The organism is Rheinheimera sp. UJ63 (assembly GCF_021568285.1).
GTDB lineage: Bacteria > Pseudomonadota > Gammaproteobacteria > Enterobacterales > Alteromonadaceae > Alishewanella > Alishewanella maricola.
The window spans coordinates 113,067-132,340 of the sequence record NZ_JAKGTQ010000003.1; the positions used below are offsets into that span (position 1 = coordinate 113,067).

Here is a 19,274-nt window from a genome sequence, read left to right on the forward strand (position 1 = left end):
AAATGTTAATTCTTAGTAGTGTTTTTTCTGATAGTAACCCGAGAAAGCCTGATCACCAAACGCCGCGGTTAGTACGAAGCCATTTAAGGTTGTAAGGGGCTGGCATTATAAGCAGGATTGGCCAAATGCAGTTTATTGAATTCTAGGTAAGCAGCAGGATCTTGCCCTGCCCACAATTCCAGTACTTTTAAAAAGGCGGGATCTTGTCTTATTTGCGGCATTACCGCGTTGATCTCGGCTAAGACCGCTTGGCCCCATGCCGTTTTAGCACAGCCAATGGCGCCAGGCATGTGCGTTTGATCATTCTCTTGCAGTGGGGTTAACGTTAACTCGCTATCAAACACTTTATGAAAGTAATTGGCAATAATGGGATAATCCATCGTGTAATCTAAGCGATCTGCCACAATCATCTGCAGGATCGCAATAGCACCGCCACTGCCAGTTCGTGCGAGAAACGGTGGGGTTTTATCTAACAAGGGCTGCAAAATACTATAGCGCCGCCCCGCCGGATAACCTAAGCGGTAGTGTTTATCGGCCAATAAGGCGGCAAACGCTAATGGATTACCATAGCGCAATTGTATTTGTGCCGCTTTGGCTTTGGTGGTGATCAATTGATAAGGGTAATAGACATGGGTCGGTAAACTGAAATAGGCTCGCTCATCATGTCGGCCATGATAAATCATACAGGGGAAGCATAATTCGGATTGTTGTTTTAATAAACTACTGATGCGCGCTTGTGGCATTAACCACACTGAACGTTGTTTATCTGGCAAGGCGCGATGTACCGCATCCATTAATCCATCACACAAGCCTAAGCCTTGATAGGGCCCGTCAATAATATGAAAAGGCGGTGCATCATTGATGGCCCACTGCAAAGTGTTGGCCAATGACTCGTTAGCACTGGCCATTTTACTAAAGCAGAAAAAGCATATTACCACGCAAAGAAAACGCATAAGCTCTCACACTACGCCATCGAACTTGGCGCTAGCATAAAAGAAAGCAAAACAAGTTTCGAGCATTAAATAAAAACGGCAGCGAAAAGCGCTGCCGTTTAAACTATGAAGAAACGCAATCAGACGTTTACTTTCTTTTTTCTTTTACTTTTTAATAATGTCGCAAGACTTCAGTTTCCACACCCGTTCAACATAATCGTTGATAGAGCGATCTGAAGTAAACTTCCCGACCGATGCGGTATTGATAATGGCTTTCTCTGCCCAAAGCGCAGGATCACGATACCATGTATCGACTTTTTGCTGCGCCGCTAAGTAAGACTCAAAATCAGCCAATACTAAGTATGGGTCGTTGCCATCTAACAAGCTGCGTTTAATTGCCGCTAACTCACCGGGTTTACCTGGCGTAAAGTAATCGGTTTCTAACCAATCCAGGATCGCTTTCAGCTCAGGGTTATTATGGTAATACTCGCTGCTATGATAGCCCTTCTGATGAAGCGCTTTAACTTCATCTACCGTTAAACCAAAGATCGCGATATTGTCTTCACCGACTTCTTCGGCAATTTCAATATTAGCCCCATCCAAGGTCCCTACTGTAATGGCACCATTTAACGCCAGTTTCATATTACCGGTACCCGAAGCTTCTTTACCAGCCGTAGAGATTTGCTCAGAAATATCTGCTGCGGGGATCAGTTTTTCAGCCAAGGTGACGCGGTAGTTCGGCATGAACACCACTTTAATACGGTTTTTAACTCGCTTATCGTTGTTGATTTTTTCAGCGACTTTATTAATGGCATAAATAATGTCTTTAGCCAGCTTGTAACCGGGTGCGGCTTTAGCACCAAACAAGAACACACGAGGCACCATATCGTAGTCTGGATTTTGCAAAATACGGCGATATAACGCCAAGATATGCAGTAAATTCAGATGTTGCCGTTTGTATTCATGTAAGCGTTTAATTTGCACGTCAAACATCGCGGTAGGATCAACATCGATACGCGTCAGTTTCTTAATCACCACGGCTAAATCAGCTTTATTTTGCTGTTTAATCGCCATAAAGTTTTCTTGGAACTGCGGATCTTTGGCATGCTCAACCAGTTTTTGTAACTGATTCAGCTCTCGTGGCCAATCTGTACCGACAATCGTATCCAGCAATTTAGCCAAACGCGGGTTACATGACTTTAACCAACGCCGTGGCGTGACACCGTTAGTGATGTTGGTAAATTTATCCGGCCATAATGCCACCATTTCTGGGAACAGATCGGATTGCACCAATTTAGAGTGCACTTCGGCCACACCATTCACTTTAAATGAACCCACAACCGATAAATGCCCCATCCGAACCATTGGCTCATGGCCTTCTTCGATAATAGACAATTTACGTTTTTTCTCGTTATCGCCAGGCCACAACACGTCTACCTGCTCTAACAAGAAGCGGCGGTTGATTTCATAAATAATTTCAATGTGCCGAGGTAATACTTTTTCAAACAATCTTACCGGCCAACGCTCTAGCGCTTCTGGCAATAAGGTATGGTTGGTGTAGGCAAAAACCTGCTGACAAATCGCCCATGCATCATCCCAAGCCATTTGCGCTCGGTCGACTAAAATACGCATTAATTCAGGAATCGCTACCGCAGGGTGAGTATCGTTTAATTGAATGACCACTTGTTTACCAAAGTGGCTCCAATCATCACCGTGCCGACGTTTATAACGGCGAATAATGTCTTTTAATGAACAAGAACAGAAGAAATACTGCTGAATTAACCGTAACTCTTTACCGGCATCCGTTTCATCATTGGGGTATAACACTTTGGAAATATTTTCGGCTTCCACGTTTTCACGCGCAGCATCGATATAACCACCCGAGTTAAATACGTCCCAGTTGAAAAAGTCTGAGGCACGGCTTTCCCACAAACGTAACACGTTAACTGAGCTACCATCGTAACCAACAATAGGAATATCCCAAGGCACACCTTTGATAATACGCCCCGGGTGCCAGACTTTTTGCATTTGGCCTTGTAAATCAAATACGGTCTCGACATAACCATAAACAGCAATTTCTTGTACTGATTCTGGGCGACAGATCTCCCAAGGGTTACCGTATTCGCGCCAGCTGTCTGGACGTTCGATTTGACGTCCATCTTGAAAACTTTGCTGGAACAAACCGTTTTCGTAATGAATACCATAGCCAATGGCCGGATAATTTAAGGTGGCTAACGATTCGATAAAGCACGCGGCTAAGCGCCCTAAACCACCGTTACCCAGTGCCATATCTTCTTCTTGATCTTCCAAATCGGCAATGTCTAAGCCCAATTCAGATAAAGCTTGTTTTGCTTGCTCGTATAACCCAAGGTTATGCAGGTTATTACTGAACATACGCCCCATCAGGTACTCTAAACTGAAATAGTGGAGTGCCCGAGTATCTTTTTCATAGTGGGTACGTTGCGTTGTTCTTAAACCGTCGTAGATTTGTTCGTTGACAGCGGCACAGGTCGCGCGCCACCAAGCCTGATGACTGGCTTTATTAAGATCGGTACCTAAGGTGGAGTGTAAATGTTTAACAATGCGTTCTTTCAACTGCTCTGTGGCAGTTGCGGCAGACGCGGCCGCTTTAGCTGTAGTGGTTTTTTTCATTGCCAATCCTAAAGTTTTCCGCGTATTTCACGATTTCAATGCATATTTGTTGAAAAATTACTAAAACAATAGCCTATAAAGGTCGTTTTGGCAAAAAAAAAGTGCATCCTGTAATTAAATTACATAATCACGATTTTTATTTAAACCGCAGCAGGCAGGCAAATGCGCGACAAAAGCGTGTTTACCTGCCTAAAGGGTGTAACACTACATTTTACTGAACACATCAGCCACAAAGGCTTTCGCATCCATTTCTAGCTGCTCTAAGTGGGCCTGATCAACAAAGCTTTCTAAGTATATTTTATAGGCGTTTTCGGTACCCGATGGCCGCGCAGCAAACCAGCCATTCTTTGTCACGACTTTAACGCCACCAATACTGGCATCGTTACCAGGTGCTTTCGTTAAAACCGCTAAGATGGCATCACCCGCTAAATGGGTGGCACTGACACTGCTGGTATCCAGATTCTTTAATGCCGCTTTTTGCTTGGCATCCGCCGGCGCATCTAAACGACGATACAACGGCGAGCCCAGCTCACGCGTTAACGCTTGGTATTGCTGATAAGGATCAACACCGGTTTTTGCCAGCATTTCAGCGGCTAATAAGCCCAAGATAAAACCGTCTTTATCGGTAGACCAAGCGGTACCATCATGGCGTAAGAAACTGGCACCGGCGCTCTCTTCGCCACCAAAAGCAATAGTGCCTTGGTGTAAACCTTCAACAAACCATTTAAAACCAACCGGTACTTCTTTTAAAATACGGCCTTGTGCTGCAACGACTCGGTCAATTAGCGCACTGGATACCAAGGTTTTACCGATGGCCAGTTTGTCATCCCACTGCGGTCGATTCGCCAGTAAATAATTGATCGCCACCGCCAAGTAATGGTTCGGGTTCATCAAGCCGCCACTGCGCGTCACGATGCCATGGCGGTCAAAATCGGGATCGTTACCAATGGCCACATCAAACTGATCTTTGAGTTTAATTAAATTCGCCATGGCATAAGCAGAGGAACAATCCATGCGGATCTTGCCGTCTTTATCTAACGACATAAAAGAGAATGACGGGTCAACTTTGTTGTTTACCACGGTAATATTTAAACCATAACGTTCAGCAATACGCGGCCAATAGGCAATACCGGAACCCCCTAAAGGATCGACCCCGATCCGTATCCCGGCTTTGGCAATGGCGGCCATGTCGATCACGTTTTCCAGGTCATCAACATAGTGCTGGATATAATCGATATGCTGGCAATAGCCTGATTGTAAGGCCAAGGCGTAAGGCATCATCCGCACACCGTCTAATTCGTTAGCCAGTAATTCATTAGCGCGTTGCTCAATCCAGTCTGTCGCATCGGTATCGGCTGGGCCACCGTGCGGTGGATTGTACTTAATACCGCCATCTTCAGGTGGATTGTGCGACGGTGTAATAACAATACCATCGGCAAGTTGGCCAGTAGCGCCTTTATTTTGCGTTAAAATGGCATGAGAAATCACCGGCGTAGGCGTATAGCCAAGGCCTTCTTGAATACAAACCTGAATATTGTTAGCAATTAGTACCTCTAAGGCACTGGCAAAGGCGGCTTCAGATAAGGCATGCGTATCTTTACCTAAAAACAACGGGCCCGTGATCCCCTGTGCTTTACGATAATCGGCGACCGCTTGGCAAATGGCTAAAACGTGCGGCTCGTTGAAAGAGCAGCTTAATGCGCTACCACGATGGCCAGAAGTCCCAAAGCTAACGCGGTGAGTGGCATGGCTATGAATATCGGGTTCCAAGACATAATAGGCCGTCATTAAGCGGCAAACATTCGGGATAAGTTCGTTAGGTACCGGCTGACCTGCCAGCGGATGTAATGACATAACCATTCCTTAATTATTATAATAAATCGCGAATACGTTCTGCGTCTTCAGCGCTATAACCCAGTTTGCTTGCCGTTTCTGTCAACATCATTTTCTTGCGAGTTGTGTTCGAGTTAGTAATCACCCAAAAATCCGTATTCGGAATTTGCTTAGGGTTAGTACTACTGCCACTTTCAGACAATTCCGCTGCTGATTTAGCAAAATACAGGCGATTGCGGCCTTTTATTTCCAACACATTGGGGAAGTCTTTTTTGTGCACTCGGGCTAACACCGACAACAAATACAAAAAACGGCCAACGATATTGTGCTCGGCTTGTAAATCAGCCGGCGTGACCAGATCAAAAATATTGCCTTGTTTCTCGGTACGCTTTGGCGGCTCGCTAACCGTTGCAACCGGAACCACTGGCGCTTCAGACTTAGCTTTGCTGAGCTCTGGCGAGCTGTCAAGGGATGCAGTGGAAGTTTTTAGCGGAGCACCAGGCAATAAACGACGCAGTATATCCGACGCACTTTCGCCAATCTGTAATGTCTGTGCCGCAATGTATTGATACAAATCGTCGTCAATTTCAATGGTTTTCATAGATTTAATCCGTTACCTCAAATTCAGGTCATTATATAAAGGCTTTGCCACTGACGCCAGTTCGCTGTTTTGTTAAAATAGCAGCAATTACGCAGATAGGATAATTATGATTTTACATTATCAATTAACAGGCCAAGGCCCCTTAGTGGTGTTGGTCCACGGTTTATTCGGTAGCTTAGAAAATTTAGGCGGTGTGGCGCGTGCGCTAAGCGAGCATTTTCAGGTACTCAACGTTGATGTACGCAATCATGGCCGCTCAGCACATAGCGATGAAATGAACTATTCACTGATGGCAGCCGATCTGTCTGAAACCTTAGATGACTTAGGGCTGCGACCTTTTGCGGTGTTAGGGCACTCGATGGGTGGTAAATTGGCGATGGAATTTGCGCTGCGCCACCCTGAGCAACTCGACCGCTTAATTGTGGCGGATATTGCTCCGGTCAGTTACAGCGCTCGGCATAGCACGGTTTTTGCCGGCTTAAATCAGGTTGATCTTTTGCACATCGCCAATCGCGGTGAGGCAGACCAACAGATGGCGCAGCACATTGTTGAACCGGGTGTGCGGCAATTTTTACTGAAGAGCTTAGAGAAAACAGACAACGGATTTCGTTGGCGCTTTAACTTAGCCGCCTTGCAGCAGCAGTATCCGCAGCTGATAAACGCGCCGCAAGCCGGTGGCCAATTCAATGGTAAAGTCTTGTTTATCAAGGGCGCCGAATCGGATTATATTTTGCCAGAACATCGCCCAACCATCTTAGGCTTGTTCCCACAGGCACAAGCGAAGATTATTCAAGGCACGGGGCATTGGTTACATGCCGAAAAACCCAGTGCGTTTAATAAGCTGGTATCTGACTTTTTATTGACGTAACGCAGAAAACTTTTCACTAAATATGCTATGATGCGCGCACTTTTTTCAGAGGCGAACGATGTCAATGAGCATAGAACAGTTTGAAACCATTGGATTATGGTTAGGACTTGGCGGATTGTACTTCTTTATCGTACTGGCTATCCGAGACGTCTTGAAGAAAAGTGAAGCACCAAGAATCGGACAAATTTTTGTTTGGCTAGTGCTGTTTTTATCACCCCTGGTGTTTATCGTGAAAAGTATTGTGCAGTATTTTTTCGAATAAGAGGGTTACAGATTAATGGCGAAAATAGCCACTGATCGCACAACTATTGATTTGTTTGCTTTGGATAAGCGTCCTGGTCGGCCCAAAACCAATTTGTTGCCACGGGAAGAACAACTGAAACAAAACAAACGTAATCAAATTAAACGCGATCGTGTTAAGGGCTTAAAGCGTATTGAGTGTAAAGTGCCAGAACAGCTTTGTGAAAAGCTTGATTTGGCCGCCGCACAGGCAAATATGACACGTAGTCACTTTATTGAACATCTTTTAGAACAGGCTTTGGCCGGGTAAGAAGGCTTAAAACATGGCAACAGTTGGCATTTTTTTTGGTAGCGATACAGGTAACACTGAACATATCGCCAAAATGATCCAGAAAGAACTGGGTAAACAGTTAATAGAAGTACGGGATATCGCTAAAAGCAGTAAAGAAGATATAGCGAATTTTGATTTACTGCTGTTGGGCATTCCTACTTGGTATTATGGCGAAGCACAATGTGACTGGGACGATTTTTTCCCAGAACTTGAAGGCATCGACTTTAATAATAAACTGGTTGGTATCTTTGGTTGTGGTGATCAGGAAGATTACGCGGAGTATTTCCTCGATGCGATGGGCACATTACGTGACATCATCGAACCTAAAGGCGCCATCATCGTTGGACACTGGCCAACCGCAGGCTACAACTTTGTGGCTTCAAAAGCCTTAGTGGATGATAACCACTTTATCGGTTTAGGGGTTGACGAAGATCGTCAACCTGAATTAACCGAAAAAAGGGTTAAGCAGTGGTGTAAACAAGTTTATGATGAAATGAGTTTAGCTGAGTTTGCCTCGCTGTAATTGCAGCTAGCGCTTAGGCTATTCAAACAAAGGCTGCCATGGGCAGCCTTTGTGCTTTTTGATGCTTAGCCAGCGCGATATTGTGCTTTCTTTCGCACATACAAGGTACGATTGACCTCACAGACTACCTGATGTTTCGCATCATGAATATGCACCAGAAACTGTGGAAAATATTTGTCGCCCTGTGCTGTGTGTTGCTTGATGTCGGTCACGGTGTCATCCGATAACCAAAACTCAGCCACCAACTTACTGTAGCCAGGGCTAATAAAGTTGATGTCAGCTTGTTTATCCCAAACGTGGTACTCTTTACCTAAGGCGCCCATTAACATCAAGGGATAAATGGGATCGGTCATCGCAAACATAGAACCGCCAAATTGACTGCGATTAATGTTTTTGGTCCAAGGCCGTGATTTTAGCTCTACTTTACAATAGCGATAATCATCACTTAATACCGTCACTCTGATACCACAAAATAAAAACGGCGGCCAAAAATTAAGTAAATGCCGCAGTACCGATGGCTTAAATGCCCAACGCATAAGTTCCCCTGGTAAGACCTGTTTAGCGCATTCTACCGATTGCCGTTAACAGTACAAGAGTGGCTCATAAAAAAGCAATGTACATAAAGCATTTGAATATAGCCCTGATCTCTTTATAATCCTTAGCAAGTTCACGTTAAAAAAGAGTACTTATGAACGATCACAATACCGAATTACGCAAAGCGGGCCTCAAAGTCACGCTGCCTCGAGTGAAAATCCTTGAGATCCTACAAGATCCAAAAAATCAGCATATCAGCGCTGAAGATGTGTATAAAATCCTGTTGGAGTTGGGTGAAGATATCGGTTTAGCCACAGTTTATCGAGTACTTAACCAATTTGATGATGCGGGCATTTTAACGCGCCACCATTTTGAAGGCGGCAAATCGGTGTTTGAACTCACCGGTGCTAACCATCATGATCATTTAGTCTGTTTAAAATGCGGTAAGGTCGTCGAATTTGAAGATGATATTATCGAAAGACGCCAATTAGAAATCGCTAACAGCAATGGCATCAAACTCACCCATCACAGTTTGTATTTGTATGGTGAGTGCGAAGATGCGGCAAAATGTAAGCTTTACGCGCAAAATCAATAAATCCAAACCTTAAAAAAACCTTCCTTGTGAAGGTTTTTTTTTGCTCAAATTGCTGGCCGATCTCAGCAATAATTTTAAAGCTATTGTTAAATACGCTTGATATAATGTTGCCGTCTTAGCAAAAAGAGGTGTTAAAACTAAATTATATGAGTTTATTGATCGCGTTTGTGGTTTTGTCTATCAGCGTTTCCTTCATTTGCTCTATTCTTGAAGCCGCCCTACTCTCCATCACACCGAGCTATATTGCGCAGCAAAAATTGCTCAAGCCAAAGCTATACGAAAAACTAAAACAATTAAAAGAAAAAATTGACCAACCCTTAGCGGCGATTTTAACACTCAATACCGTGGCCCACACCGTGGGTGCTACCGGTGTCGGTGCGCAAGTCACTATTGTATTTGGTGATGGCTATTTGGGTATCGCTTCTGCGGTAATGACCTTATTGATCTTGATTCTTTCCGAGATCGTGCCGAAAACCATCGGGGCCCGTTATTGGCCAAGCCTAGTGCCAGTGTTGCCTCCTGTGTTAAACGCAATGATTCTGTTGCTAAAACCTTTTATCTGGATGTCGGATCAGGTGATGAAATTATTTGGTGGCGGCCAGCATGAACTTGATTTAAGACAAGAAATTAAAGCCTTAACCATTTTAGGCCGCGAGTTAAATAAGCTGGATGAAAATGAGCAACGGGTGATCAGTAATATTTTGGATCTGCATGAGATCAAAGTACGCGATATTATGACGCCGCGCACCGTTTGTGATTATGCCAAACCGGATGAACTGTTAGCCGATTTAGTGAAACGCGCCAAAAAAGGCCAGTATTCCCGTTATCCTATTTTAGATCACGAAGAAGCTCCCATCGGCATCGTGTTTCGTTATGACATGCTGGATTATCAGAGCGGACAAACGGCCTCAGACATCAAAAAACCGGTTAAAGTCATTTCGGATAAAATGAATGTTGAGCAATTAATGTCGCAGTTGATCCGCGAGCAGCAACATATGGCGCTGGTTTATGACGAATACGGCAGCTGGATGGGTTTAGTGACCATGGAAGATGTGTTTGAAGCCATTATCGGCCAACCGATTATGGATGAAACCGATAACATTCCCAACCTGCGTCGTTTTGCGAAACGCCGTTGGGAAAACAAGCAAAAACAACTGGAAGAGATGAAATAATAAATAACAGGGTGAAACCTAAGGTTTCACCCTAAAACGTCTTAAACCGCCGGTGCGCTTTGATTAAAGGTCAGCATTAATCCGCACCATTTGCAGCGCATTGATATAGTTGCCATATTGAAAGGCATAATCTGTTAATTCCGCCTCAACTTCAAAACCAAAACGTTCATACAATGCAATCGCGGAGTCGTTATTGCTATACACCAGTAATTCAATACGCCGCAGGGCTAACCAGTTATCCGCTAAATCTAAGGCGGCACGCAGCAGCGACGAGCCCACCCCCTGCCCTTGATACGCTTCAGCGACTGCCATACCAATATCCGCAGCATGGCGTCGCCGCGGATTCTGCATCACCTGTAAACCTAATTGACCAATGACTTCACCTTCTAATTCCGCCACCAAATTATAAAAACCGGCTTGCGGTTCAAATAAACTTTGCCATTTTGCCATCGGCTGAAACGGCAATTGTAAGGTGTTAGCATAGACTAAGGGGGCATCATAAATGGCTTTCACTGCCGCAATATCTGCCGGCTCTGCATGTCGAATAAGCGGTAACATGACTTTTCTCCCTGAAGACGAACCAGACCATATGAGCTAAATAACAGCTGCAAATAGTAAAGTTGCGCCACAGGAAAAGCCAGCAGATTATGCGAAAAGCGAGGTTAAGCAGTTAAAGGTTTTTGTCGCGGCCTAAAAAAACGGAGTGGCTTGGCCACTCCGTTTTTCATAACGACTTGCTATTAACGCCAGCGGTTACAGTGCAGCGTCAAGCTCAGGAAGCACATTAAACAAATCGCCAACAATACCGTAATCCGCTACTTGGAAGATTGGCGCTTCAGCGTCTTTGTTAATGGCAACAATCACTTTCGAGTCTTTCATACCGGCTAAGTGTTGGATAGCACCAGAAATACCGACGGCAATATACAAATCAGGAGCCACAATTTTACCGGTTTGGCCCACTTGCATATCATTCGGCACGAAGCCGGCATCCACTGCAGCGCGAGACGCACCAATCGCCGCATTCAGCTTATCGGCAATACCATTTAGCAGCGCAAAATTTTCACCATTTTGCATACCACGGCCACCAGAAATAATCACTTTAGCGGCGGTGAGTTCAGGACGCTCTGATTTGGTAAGCTCTTCTGCGACAAAACGAGAAACACCGAGATCTTTAACCACCGACACCGCTTCAATGGCAGCAGTATTGCCGGTTGCAGCAGCGGCAAAAGCGGAACTACGCACCGTTAATACTTTAATCTTGGCCGTCGATTGCACGGTAGCGATAGCGTTGCCGGCATAGATAGGTCTGACAAAGGTATCGGCACTTTCAATCGCAATCACATCGGAAAGCTGTGCCACGTCAAGTAAAGCCGCTACGCGTGGCAGCATATTTTTACCGGTGGTGGTCGCGGCCGCCAGAATATGGCTGTAACTCGCGCCTAGCTCGGCCACCAGTGCGGCGACATTTTCAGCCAGTTGATGGCCATAAGCGGGCGCATCTGCGTGTAACACTTTACTGACCCCCGCGATGGTCGCGGCTTCGTTAGCTGCAGCTTGACAATCTGCCCCCGCTACTAACAGATGGATGTCTTGGCCAATTAAGGTCGCCGCTTGTACTGTTTTGAATGTATCCGCTTTTAACGCCGCGTTATTATGTTCTGCAATTACTAAAATCGTCATCAGATCACCTTCGCTTCATCTTTTAACTTGCTGACCAACTCAGCCACTGACTCGACAATGACCCCGGCTTTACGGCTTTGTGGTGCCGTGACTTTTAAGGTCTGTACTTCTGAGCTTAAGCCGACACCGAAACTGTCTGCGGCTTTAACATCTAAAGGTTTCTTTTTCGCTTTCATAATGTTCGGCAGTGAGGCGTAACGCGGTTCATTTAAGCGTAAATCGGTTGATACCACCGCAGGTAAACTCAGTTCTACTGTTTGCAAGCCACCGTCAATTTCACGTGTCACTTGCACTTTATCATTAGCCACCACTACTTTTGAGGCAAAAGTACCCTGCCCCATACCGGTTAGCGCAGCTAACATCTGAGCGGTTTGGTTATTATCAGAATCGATCGCTTGTTTACCCAGAATCACTAGCTGTGGTTGTTCTTCTGCCACCACTTTGGCTAATAATTTAGCCACTTGTAACGAATCAAGCGTAAGGTCAGTTTCGATATGAATAGCGCGGTCTGCACCTAAGGCTAAAGCTGTACGCAGCTGTTCTTGAACCGCTTTTGCACCAATAGACACCACGACCACTTCGCTAGCGGTACCGGCTTCTTTTAAGCGCACCGCTTCTTCAACAGCAATTTCGCAGAACGGATTCAATGCCATTTTGACATTCGCTAAATCCACACCAGTTTGATCCGGTTTAACCCGAACTTTCACGTTATAATCAATTACCCGTTTTACCGGTACTAATAGCTTCATAATGGCCTCATATTAATGCCAGCCTTTTGCAGGCTGCTTTACGTGAAGGTAAAGTTTAACTTGTCGAATGCCTGTCAATCTACTTCCTGTTGACGTTAACGTCAACCTGCAATATTCTGATAGCCGTATTAGATGCGACAATTATGTAAACTATAGCATCCAACGTCGGTTTACTGAGGTGCTTAATGCGTTATTTTCATTAAGCCACTCGCGACCGCCACCCCCAACGCAGCAAGAGAGGTATTCAGTGGAAAGAGAAGCAATGGAGTACGACGTTGTCATCGTCGGTGCAGGTCCAGCTGGTTTATCAGCTGCCATCCGTTTGATGCAACGCGCGCAAGCCGCAGCTCAAGAACTGTCTGTTTGTGTGGTGGAAAAAGGCTCTGAAGTGGGCGCTCATATCTTATCGGGCGCCGTGTTTGAACCCAGAGCGTTAAATGAATTATTACCTGATTGGCAAACGCTGGGAGCACCGCTCAAAACGCCGGTAACCCATGATGATATCTACTGGTTTAATAACGCCGAGCAAGCCCGAAAAATACCAGGTATCGCCGCACCTAAAACCATGCATAACAGCGGCAATTTTATTATCTCTGCAGCCAATTTGTGTCGTTGGTTAGCCGAACAAGCTGAAGGCTTAGGTGTCGATATTTTCCCCGGTTTTGCCGCCAGCGAATTACTGCTGAACGACGGTGCCGTTGCTGGCATAATCATTGGTGATATGGGTGTCGATCGCCAAGGTCAACCCAAAGACAGTTACACACCCGGCATGGAATTGAAGGCAAAATATACGTTATTTGCTGAAGGTTGCCGCGGGCATTTAGGCAAACAACTGATTAGCCAATTTAAATTGGATCTAGACAGCGCGCCACAACATTATGCTATTGGCTTTAAAGAAATTTGGGATGTGCCTGCCGATCAACATCATCCAGGTTTAGTCGTGCATTCTGCCGGTTGGCCTTTAAACGATGCCAGCGGTGGCGGTTATTTATATCACAGCGAAGATCAGCAAGTTGTGGTCGGGTTAATTGTCGACTTAAATTATCAAAACCCCTATCTGAACCCGTTTGAAGAGTTTCAACGCTATAAGCAACATCCGGTGATTCGTCAATATCTTAGTGGCGGCAAACGCGTGACTTACGGTGCCCGCGCCATTGCCAAGGGCGGCTTGCACAGCTTACCGAAAATGAGCTTCAAAGGTGGTTTACTGCTCGGTTGTAACGCGGGTACCTTAAACTTTGCCAAAATTAAAGGTAATCACACGGCCATGAAATCGGGTATGTTAGCTGCCGAAACCGTTGCGGATGCCTTATTTAATGGTGATTTGGGTGGGCAAGATTTAACGGCTTACGCCAGCAATATTAAAAACAGCTGGCTCTATACAGAGCTTTATAGCGCGCGAAACTTTGGTGCTGCCATCCACAAGTTTGGAACCTTCTTCGGTGGTGTTTATAACACGCTGGATCAAAACCTGTTTCAAGGTAAATTACCCTTTACCCTACACGATACCATGCCGGATCACGCCTGTTTAAAACTGGCCAGCGAGTGTCAGCCAATCAGTTATCCGAAACCAGATAACCAGCTGAGTTTTGATCGCTTAAGTTCAGTGTATTTGTCTAATACCAACCACGAGGAAGAACAGCCTTGTCATCTACGTTTAAAAGATGCCAGCATTCCGATCACGGTTAATTTAGCCAAATATGCCGAACCGGCACAGCGTTATTGTCCGGCAGGAGTCTATGAAATTATCGAAGACGAACACGCTAATCCTAAACTGCAAATTAATGCGCAGAACTGCATTCACTGTAAAACCTGTGATATTAAAGATCCCAGTCAGAATATTACTTGGGTGACACCAGAAGGGGGCGGCGGGCCGAACTACCCGAATATGTAAGCATGTTTATTGCCCTTAAAAAACGCCGCGTAAAACGCGGCGTTTTGCTTGATGCAACCCAGGCTGTTAAGGCAGTCGTTCGCCGCGGGCCGCAATATATAATTGATACCAATGCTCGCGATTTAATAAAATACGGCTCGCTTCGGCACAAGCACGAATGCGCTGTAAATTGGTGGTGCCGATCACCGGCTGTACCTGTGCCGGATGGCGCATTAACCAAGCGAGGATAATCGCTTCAGTACTGCATTGATATTCTGCTGCAAATTGTTGCAGTAGCTGACACACCGCACTTTCTGCTTCCGTCTGCCCAGGATAACCGACACTAAAGCGCCCTTGTGCTAAGCTGCCCCAGCTTTGAATTTGAATGTTATGCAATTGGCAATATTCAATGGTGCCATAACCAAAGTGTCGACCTGCAGCGGCGGGCATACCGACCATAACACTTTCTTCTAGCCAGTTATGTGCTGCTAAACTCATTTCTAACTGATTAGCACGTAGCGGCTGTGTCACGGCTTGCTGCAACAGTTGCAATTGTGCCCAGCCCATATTCGAGACACCAAAGTGCCTTACCTTACCTTGCTGTTGTAATTGGTTGAACGCTTCTGCTACTTCTTCAGGTTGACATAAAGGATCCGGCCGGTGTAGTAACAGCAGATCGAGATACTCGGTTTGTAAACGTTGTAACGATTCTTCAACAGCGCGCAAGATAGCGGTTTTAGAACAATCGTATAAACCCACTTGCCCCGTCTGCGGTAAGCGAATAGCACATTTAGACTGAATATACAGTTGCTCCCGTTGCTGAGGATGGGCGTTTAAATAACGACCAAACACCGTTTCAGCTTTACCATGACTGTAAATATCCGCATGGTCGAAGAAATTAATACCATTCTCCAGTGCGGTCTCTATTACGGCAAAGGCCTGCTGCTCGGCCGCGAGGCTTACCTCGGCTTCATTCCAACCGCCGCCTAATCCCATACACCCCATACAGATGCGGCTGGCTTGCGGTAAAATGTCATGTATTGGTAATGTCATGCTGAATTCTCAATTAATTGAAGGCTTATGCTAAATCAAGCTGAACGCGCGGCGGTGAAAACCTTGTACAAACCAAGCCAGACACTTACACTAGCTCGCTAGATAACTTTTAATACTGTTTACCGACACCGCTATGACCGAAGAAACTACCTTGTACCGTTTAAATAAATTTATCAGTGATACCGGTTTTTGCTCGCGCCGTCAGGCCGATGCCCACATTGCTGCTGGTGATGTCACCGTAAATGGTCAATTGGCAGAAATGGGCCTGAAAGTATCTTATGCTGACACTGTCTTAATTAAAGGGCAACCCTTAAAGGAAAAACCCAAACGGGTTTATCTGGCTTATCATAAGCCGGTAGGCATTACCTGTACCACTGAGCGGCATATTGCCGGCAATATCATTGATGCAGTGAAGTACCCCGAGCGGATCTTCCCGATTGGCCGCTTAGACAAACCCTCTGAAGGTTTAATCTTTTTAACGAATGACGGTGACATCGTTAATAAAGTATTGCGCGCCGGCAATGCCCACGAGAAAGAGTACGTGGTCAGCGTGAATAAACCGATATCAGATTACTTTATTAAGAAAATGTCACAGGGAGTGCCCATTTTAGGCACGGTTACCCTTCCCTGTCAGGTAACCCAGATCTCACGTAATACGTTTAAGATCATTTTAACGCAGGGGCTTAATCGGCAAATTCGCCGTATGGCAGAGTTTTTAGGCTATGAAGTGGTTAAGCTAAAACGCATCCGTATTATGCATATTCGTTTAGCCGAGCTTAAACCCGGCAAATGGCGCTTACTCGATCCGATCGAAATTAAAATGCTGGACCAACTGGTTCAAGATTCCAGCAAAGTGGCCGCCAGCGCCCAGCATGATCACGAAGAATAACCGAGCCGCAGCAACAGTCATCTTCTTGTATACCTAGCCCTGCTCTGCAGGGCGCTTTAAAAACGTCAGTAAGTCTGCTAACGGCATCGGCCGCGCATAATAATAACCTTGCGCCCGATCACAACCGAGTTGTTGACACAATTCACTCATCTCTGCGGTTTCCACACCTTCAATCACCACGGTTTTACCAATTTGATTACAGGTACTGACCAGCATTTCAACAATTTTACGTTGCTTAAGATCGTGAGTAAGATCGCGGGTAAAGGAGCGATCTAATTTCACAATATCTGCCGGCAACCGATAAAGATAAGACAAACTAGAATAGCCGGTACCAAAATCATCAATGGCTAGCTGACAGCCTAAGGCTTTAATCTGATTGGGCAGAGCCAGCGTATGGCCTTGTTCTTCTAATAAAGCGCTTTCGGTTAACTCAATACAAATTCGCGCAGCGTCAATCTGATATTCTGCTAAAACTGCGGCTAAGAATTGCACAAAATCATAACGTCTAAGCTGCTGTGCTGACACATTAATCGCCACGCTAAGTTTGGCTAAACCCGGGTTTTCAACCAGATCACGCAGCACCATCTTCATGACTTGTTCGCCGATCTGAATGATTTGTCCGGTTTGTTCAGCAATCGGGATAAAAGAAACGGGCGAGATAAAGCGCCCCTGATGCTGCCAACGCACTAAACTTTCAATGGCAACGGTTTTACCCGTGCTGAACTCAATCACCGGCTGGTAATACACCTGTAACTGCTCTGCATCGAGGGCCGCTTGTAACTTGTTACGCATAGCCACAATATTGCGGTAGTTATCAGCCATGGTATCTTGATAAAAACGGTAAGTATTTCCCCCCGCCTGTTTGGCATTACTCATCGCCACATCTGCAAGCTGGGTTAATAATTGCGAGCTGCAATGGGCTTCTTGATTTTGCACAATACCAATACTGGCTGACAAATACACATCAAACCCGGTCACTGTGCTAGGTTGAGATAAAGCGCGTAACAACGCATTCGCTAACTGTTCAGTGGCCTCAACGGGAGATTCAGGTAAGTACACTAAAAACTCATCACCACTGAAACGCGCTAATAAAGCCTTTTCTCCACAAAGCAAACGGATACGCAGCGCCATTTCTGAGAGCAGTTTATCGCCAACATCATGCCCAAAACTGTCGTTTATCGGTTTAAACCCGTCTAAATCAATAAAAATAATCACTTCGGGTGCCGTCTTTTCACGGATCACCACCTGCTCGACCGCTTGATAAAAGGCATCGCGGCGCAATAAGCCGGTAATATCATCAAACTTAGCGAGGGTAGACAGTTTCACTTTTTCGTGGCGCAACAAACGCGTGCGATCAACCGCTAAAATAAAGGTGCAGCAGAACAGTAGCGATACCCATAATATGATTTGATGTAATCGACTGCGCGCTTGTAACTCGGTGAGATCGGTAATAAAAACATAAAAAGGAATACTGCCCCAATTAGCTTGATCCGGTTGAATTTGTTGATGATAAGGATAACGGCGTTGTAAATCAGCCAAGGTCGCCCGCTTAAAGCCACTGGCATCGGCGGTAAACAGCAACTGGGGTAATACTTCCAGGTAAATTTGGATTTTTGCCGCGCCCACAGAGTTATCCACTAATAACGCTTGTTGTAAATTAATCAGCACTAATAAAAATTGTGGCGACGCGTCTGTAACAGGCAAAGCTAAGCGCAACATCATAATAGGTGAATCACTATCTAAAGAAGCACGATTGATGGCCATGGCTTCCTGATCCGAGTCAGAAAACAGCCACGACCGAGTGCCCTCGCTACTGAACAAACCTTGTTCTTGAAACGCAGCGGCTTTACCCGTCATCAACACGGCTTGCTGTTGCTGATCAAAAATAACGGCCCCATAGACCACATCGTAGGCAGCCGTGATGGCAGACAGATCTTCTGTGATAAATTGCAAACGTTCAGCAGGATTAACTCGCTGCCATCTTGTACGAGCACGCTGAAATAACTCTTCAGAAAACGCTAACTGTGCTTGTACTTGGCTGACCACCCGAGTCACTTTTTGCTCGGCTAAGTGTGTTTCATAGCGTACATCAAACACGCTTAAGGCAAACCAGATACCATATCCGGCTTGAAACATTAACATAGCAGCAATAGCGCTATGGCTTAATGGCCCCGTGACCTGCAACTGAAAATGCTGTTTTAGCCAAACCGAAATCCCGACCATAATCAGCATAATGGGTAATAAGGATGAGCTAAAGGGCGTGGTATTTTGCCAAGGCAGTTGCGGAAACCACAAGCTTAGCTGGGCGTAGCAACCATACACGAGACAAATGAAAGCCAAAATGCGCCAAAGGTAATGACCAACCCGCGAGGTATGCGAACAGACTAATATGGCCGCCGCTAACAATAGCAGCACCGACAGCAAGGGTAATGGCATTCCACTTAAGTCTTGCAGCTGGCCTTGACGAGTAGCCAACCACAGATAACTGATAAAACTTAATATCAATAGGCTGCAAAATATTTGCAGTTTGCGGCGGTTGAAGAGTAAAGCGGTTAACCCCAAGCTGACTAAGGCGGTGGCGAGAACTAAATTAAATGACAGTAAAGGCAGAATAAGCTTAGCTAAAAACAGGTGCTCGACCAGTCCTAATAACGCAATAATAGTGTAAAAACCTGCAGTCAGCAGATAAAACACTACAGCCGAAGCACGGCTTATACTATCGTTTACTTTCCAAGTTTCTGGCACTCTT

At 45.5% G+C, this 19,274-nt stretch carries 18 protein-coding genes; 8 read left to right on the top strand and 10 right to left on the bottom strand.

Annotated features, from left to right (window positions below):
* Nucleotides 1–83: 83 nt before the first annotated feature.
* The 4 genes from L1N97_RS10680 to seqA all read right to left on the bottom strand — a co-directional run bounded on the left by L1N97_RS10680 (nucleotide 84) and on the right by seqA (nucleotide 6,018).
* Complete coding sequence (locus tag L1N97_RS10680; protein WP_236129782.1) at nucleotides 84–953, bottom strand: hypothetical protein; 870 nt, start codon at nucleotides 951–953, stop codon at nucleotides 84–86.
* Nucleotides 954–1,097: 144 nt separating this feature from the next.
* Nucleotides 1,098–3,584 carry a glycogen/starch/alpha-glucan phosphorylase gene (locus L1N97_RS10685; RefSeq protein WP_236129783.1) on the bottom strand — a complete coding sequence of 829 codons (2,487 nt, stop codon included), beginning with the start codon at nucleotides 3,582–3,584 and terminating at the stop codon, nucleotides 1,098–1,100.
* A gap of 204 nt (nucleotides 3,585–3,788) precedes the next feature.
* Nucleotides 3,789–5,438 (bottom strand): phosphoglucomutase (alpha-D-glucose-1,6-bisphosphate-dependent), encoded by a 1,650-nt coding sequence (gene pgm / locus L1N97_RS10690; RefSeq protein WP_236129784.1) that lies wholly within the window; start codon nucleotides 5,436–5,438, stop codon nucleotides 3,789–3,791.
* Nucleotides 5,439–5,454: 16 nt separating this feature from the next.
* Nucleotides 5,455–6,018: a replication initiation negative regulator SeqA gene (gene seqA / locus L1N97_RS10695; RefSeq protein ID WP_236129785.1), complete on the bottom strand. Its 564-nt coding sequence runs from the start codon at nucleotides 6,016–6,018 to the stop codon at nucleotides 5,455–5,457.
* Nucleotides 6,019–6,124: 106 nt separating this feature from the next.
* Between seqA and L1N97_RS10700 the strand changes: the two genes are divergently transcribed.
* From L1N97_RS10700 to fldA, 4 genes are all read left to right on the top strand, one after another.
* Nucleotides 6,125–6,886, top strand: a complete 762-nt coding sequence (locus tag L1N97_RS10700; protein ID WP_236129786.1) for an alpha/beta fold hydrolase — start codon at nucleotides 6,125–6,127, stop codon at nucleotides 6,884–6,886.
* 64 nt (nucleotides 6,887–6,950) lie between these two features.
* The gene (locus L1N97_RS10705) at nucleotides 6,951–7,148 is read left to right on the top strand and encodes a DUF2788 domain-containing protein (RefSeq protein WP_229585884.1); all 198 of its coding nucleotides are present in this window, start codon (nucleotides 6,951–6,953) and stop codon (nucleotides 7,146–7,148) included.
* Nucleotides 7,149–7,163: 15 nt separating this feature from the next.
* Nucleotides 7,164–7,436 carry a LexA regulated protein gene (gene ybfE, locus L1N97_RS10710; protein WP_226751486.1) on the top strand — a complete coding sequence of 91 codons (273 nt, stop codon included), beginning with the start codon at nucleotides 7,164–7,166 and terminating at the stop codon, nucleotides 7,434–7,436.
* A gap of 13 nt (nucleotides 7,437–7,449) precedes the next feature.
* Nucleotides 7,450–7,980: a flavodoxin FldA gene (fldA, locus tag L1N97_RS10715; protein WP_226751485.1), complete on the top strand. Its 531-nt coding sequence runs from the start codon at nucleotides 7,450–7,452 to the stop codon at nucleotides 7,978–7,980.
* Between the two features lie 65 nt (nucleotides 7,981–8,045).
* Here fldA and L1N97_RS10720 read toward each other — a convergent pair whose 3' ends face one another.
* On the bottom strand, nucleotides 8,046–8,516 hold the full coding sequence (locus L1N97_RS10720; RefSeq protein WP_229585883.1) for a DUF4442 domain-containing protein: 471 nt from the start codon (nucleotides 8,514–8,516) through the stop codon (nucleotides 8,046–8,048).
* Nucleotides 8,517–8,668: 152 nt separating this feature from the next.
* On the opposite strand from L1N97_RS10720, the gene fur reads away from it, so the two are divergent.
* Nucleotides 8,669–9,109 carry a ferric iron uptake transcriptional regulator gene (gene fur / locus L1N97_RS10725; RefSeq protein ID WP_229585882.1) on the top strand — a complete coding sequence of 147 codons (441 nt, stop codon included), beginning with the start codon at nucleotides 8,669–8,671 and terminating at the stop codon, nucleotides 9,107–9,109.
* Nucleotides 9,110–9,255: 146 nt separating this feature from the next.
* Nucleotides 9,256–10,281: a CNNM domain-containing protein gene (locus L1N97_RS10730; protein WP_229585881.1), complete on the top strand. Its 1,026-nt coding sequence runs from the start codon at nucleotides 9,256–9,258 to the stop codon at nucleotides 10,279–10,281.
* Nucleotides 10,282–10,344: 63 nt separating this feature from the next.
* Here L1N97_RS10730 and L1N97_RS10735 read toward each other — a convergent pair whose 3' ends face one another.
* The 3 genes from L1N97_RS10735 to L1N97_RS10745 form a co-directional block, all read right to left on the bottom strand.
* Entirely contained in the window at nucleotides 10,345–10,839 is a 495-nt protein-coding gene (locus L1N97_RS10735) for a GNAT family N-acetyltransferase (RefSeq protein ID WP_226751481.1), read from the bottom strand.
* Nucleotides 10,840–11,034: 195 nt separating this feature from the next.
* The gene (locus tag L1N97_RS10740) at nucleotides 11,035–11,961 is read right to left on the bottom strand and encodes an electron transfer flavoprotein subunit alpha/FixB family protein (protein WP_229585880.1); all 927 of its coding nucleotides are present in this window, start codon (nucleotides 11,959–11,961) and stop codon (nucleotides 11,035–11,037) included.
* Nucleotides 11,961–12,710 (bottom strand): electron transfer flavoprotein subunit beta/FixA family protein, encoded by a 750-nt coding sequence (locus L1N97_RS10745; protein ID WP_229585879.1) that lies wholly within the window; start codon nucleotides 12,708–12,710, stop codon nucleotides 11,961–11,963. Before L1N97_RS10745 ends, L1N97_RS10740 begins: the two co-directional genes overlap by 1 nt.
* A gap of 262 nt (nucleotides 12,711–12,972) precedes the next feature.
* On the opposite strand from L1N97_RS10745, the gene L1N97_RS10750 reads away from it, so the two are divergent.
* Nucleotides 12,973–14,604 (top strand): electron transfer flavoprotein-ubiquinone oxidoreductase, encoded by a 1,632-nt coding sequence (locus L1N97_RS10750; protein ID WP_229585878.1) that lies wholly within the window; start codon nucleotides 12,973–12,975, stop codon nucleotides 14,602–14,604.
* Nucleotides 14,605–14,670: 66 nt separating this feature from the next.
* Here L1N97_RS10750 and L1N97_RS10755 read toward each other — a convergent pair whose 3' ends face one another.
* Entirely contained in the window at nucleotides 14,671–15,636 is a 966-nt protein-coding gene (locus L1N97_RS10755) for an aldo/keto reductase (protein ID WP_236129787.1), read from the bottom strand.
* A gap of 133 nt (nucleotides 15,637–15,769) precedes the next feature.
* Here L1N97_RS10755 and L1N97_RS10760 point away from each other — a divergent pair, with 133 nt between their 5' ends.
* The gene (locus tag L1N97_RS10760) at nucleotides 15,770–16,525 is read left to right on the top strand and encodes a pseudouridine synthase (RefSeq protein WP_236129788.1); all 756 of its coding nucleotides are present in this window, start codon (nucleotides 15,770–15,772) and stop codon (nucleotides 16,523–16,525) included.
* A gap of 33 nt (nucleotides 16,526–16,558) precedes the next feature.
* On the opposite strand, the gene L1N97_RS17030 is transcribed toward L1N97_RS10760, so the two are convergent.
* Complete coding sequence (locus L1N97_RS17030) at nucleotides 16,559–19,270, bottom strand: putative bifunctional diguanylate cyclase/phosphodiesterase (RefSeq protein ID WP_236129789.1); 2,712 nt, start codon at nucleotides 19,268–19,270, stop codon at nucleotides 16,559–16,561.
* Between the last annotated feature and the right edge of the window lie 4 nt (nucleotides 19,271–19,274).

Coding starts and splice junctions, on each gene's coding strand:
- fldA (WP_226751485.1), top strand. CDS start 7,450: ATGGCAACAGTTGGCATTTTTTTTGGTAGCGATACAGGTAACACTGAA.
- fur (WP_229585882.1), top strand. CDS start 8,669: ATGAACGATCACAATACCGAATTACGCAAAGCGGGCCTCAAAGTCACG.
- L1N97_RS10740 (WP_229585880.1), bottom strand. CDS start 11,961: ATGACGATTTTAGTAATTGCAGAACATAATAACGCGGCGTTAAAAGCG.
- L1N97_RS10700 (WP_236129786.1), top strand. CDS start 6,125: ATGATTTTACATTATCAATTAACAGGCCAAGGCCCCTTAGTGGTGTTG.
- L1N97_RS10680 (WP_236129782.1), bottom strand. CDS start 953: ATGCGTTTTCTTTGCGTGGTAATATGCTTTTTCTGCTTTAGTAAAATG.
- L1N97_RS10735 (WP_226751481.1), bottom strand. CDS start 10,839: ATGTTACCGCTTATTCGACATGCAGAGCCGGCAGATATTGCGGCAGTG.
- L1N97_RS10730 (WP_229585881.1), top strand. CDS start 9,256: ATGAGTTTATTGATCGCGTTTGTGGTTTTGTCTATCAGCGTTTCCTTC.
- pgm (WP_236129784.1), bottom strand. CDS start 5,438: ATGTCATTACATCCGCTGGCAGGTCAGCCGGTACCTAACGAACTTATC.
- L1N97_RS10755 (WP_236129787.1), bottom strand. CDS start 15,636: ATGACATTACCAATACATGACATTTTACCGCAAGCCAGCCGCATCTGT.
- L1N97_RS10720 (WP_229585883.1), bottom strand. CDS start 8,516: ATGCGTTGGGCATTTAAGCCATCGGTACTGCGGCATTTACTTAATTTT.
- seqA (WP_236129785.1), bottom strand. CDS start 6,018: ATGAAAACCATTGAAATTGACGACGATTTGTATCAATACATTGCGGCA.
- L1N97_RS10750 (WP_229585878.1), top strand. CDS start 12,973: ATGGAGTACGACGTTGTCATCGTCGGTGCAGGTCCAGCTGGTTTATCA.
- L1N97_RS10745 (WP_229585879.1), bottom strand. CDS start 12,710: ATGAAGCTATTAGTACCGGTAAAACGGGTAATTGATTATAACGTGAAA.
- L1N97_RS10760 (WP_236129788.1), top strand. CDS start 15,770: ATGACCGAAGAAACTACCTTGTACCGTTTAAATAAATTTATCAGTGAT.
- L1N97_RS10685 (WP_236129783.1), bottom strand. CDS start 3,584: ATGAAAAAAACCACTACAGCTAAAGCGGCCGCGTCTGCCGCAACTGCC.
- ybfE (WP_226751486.1), top strand. CDS start 7,164: ATGGCGAAAATAGCCACTGATCGCACAACTATTGATTTGTTTGCTTTG.
- L1N97_RS10705 (WP_229585884.1), top strand. CDS start 6,951: ATGAGCATAGAACAGTTTGAAACCATTGGATTATGGTTAGGACTTGGC.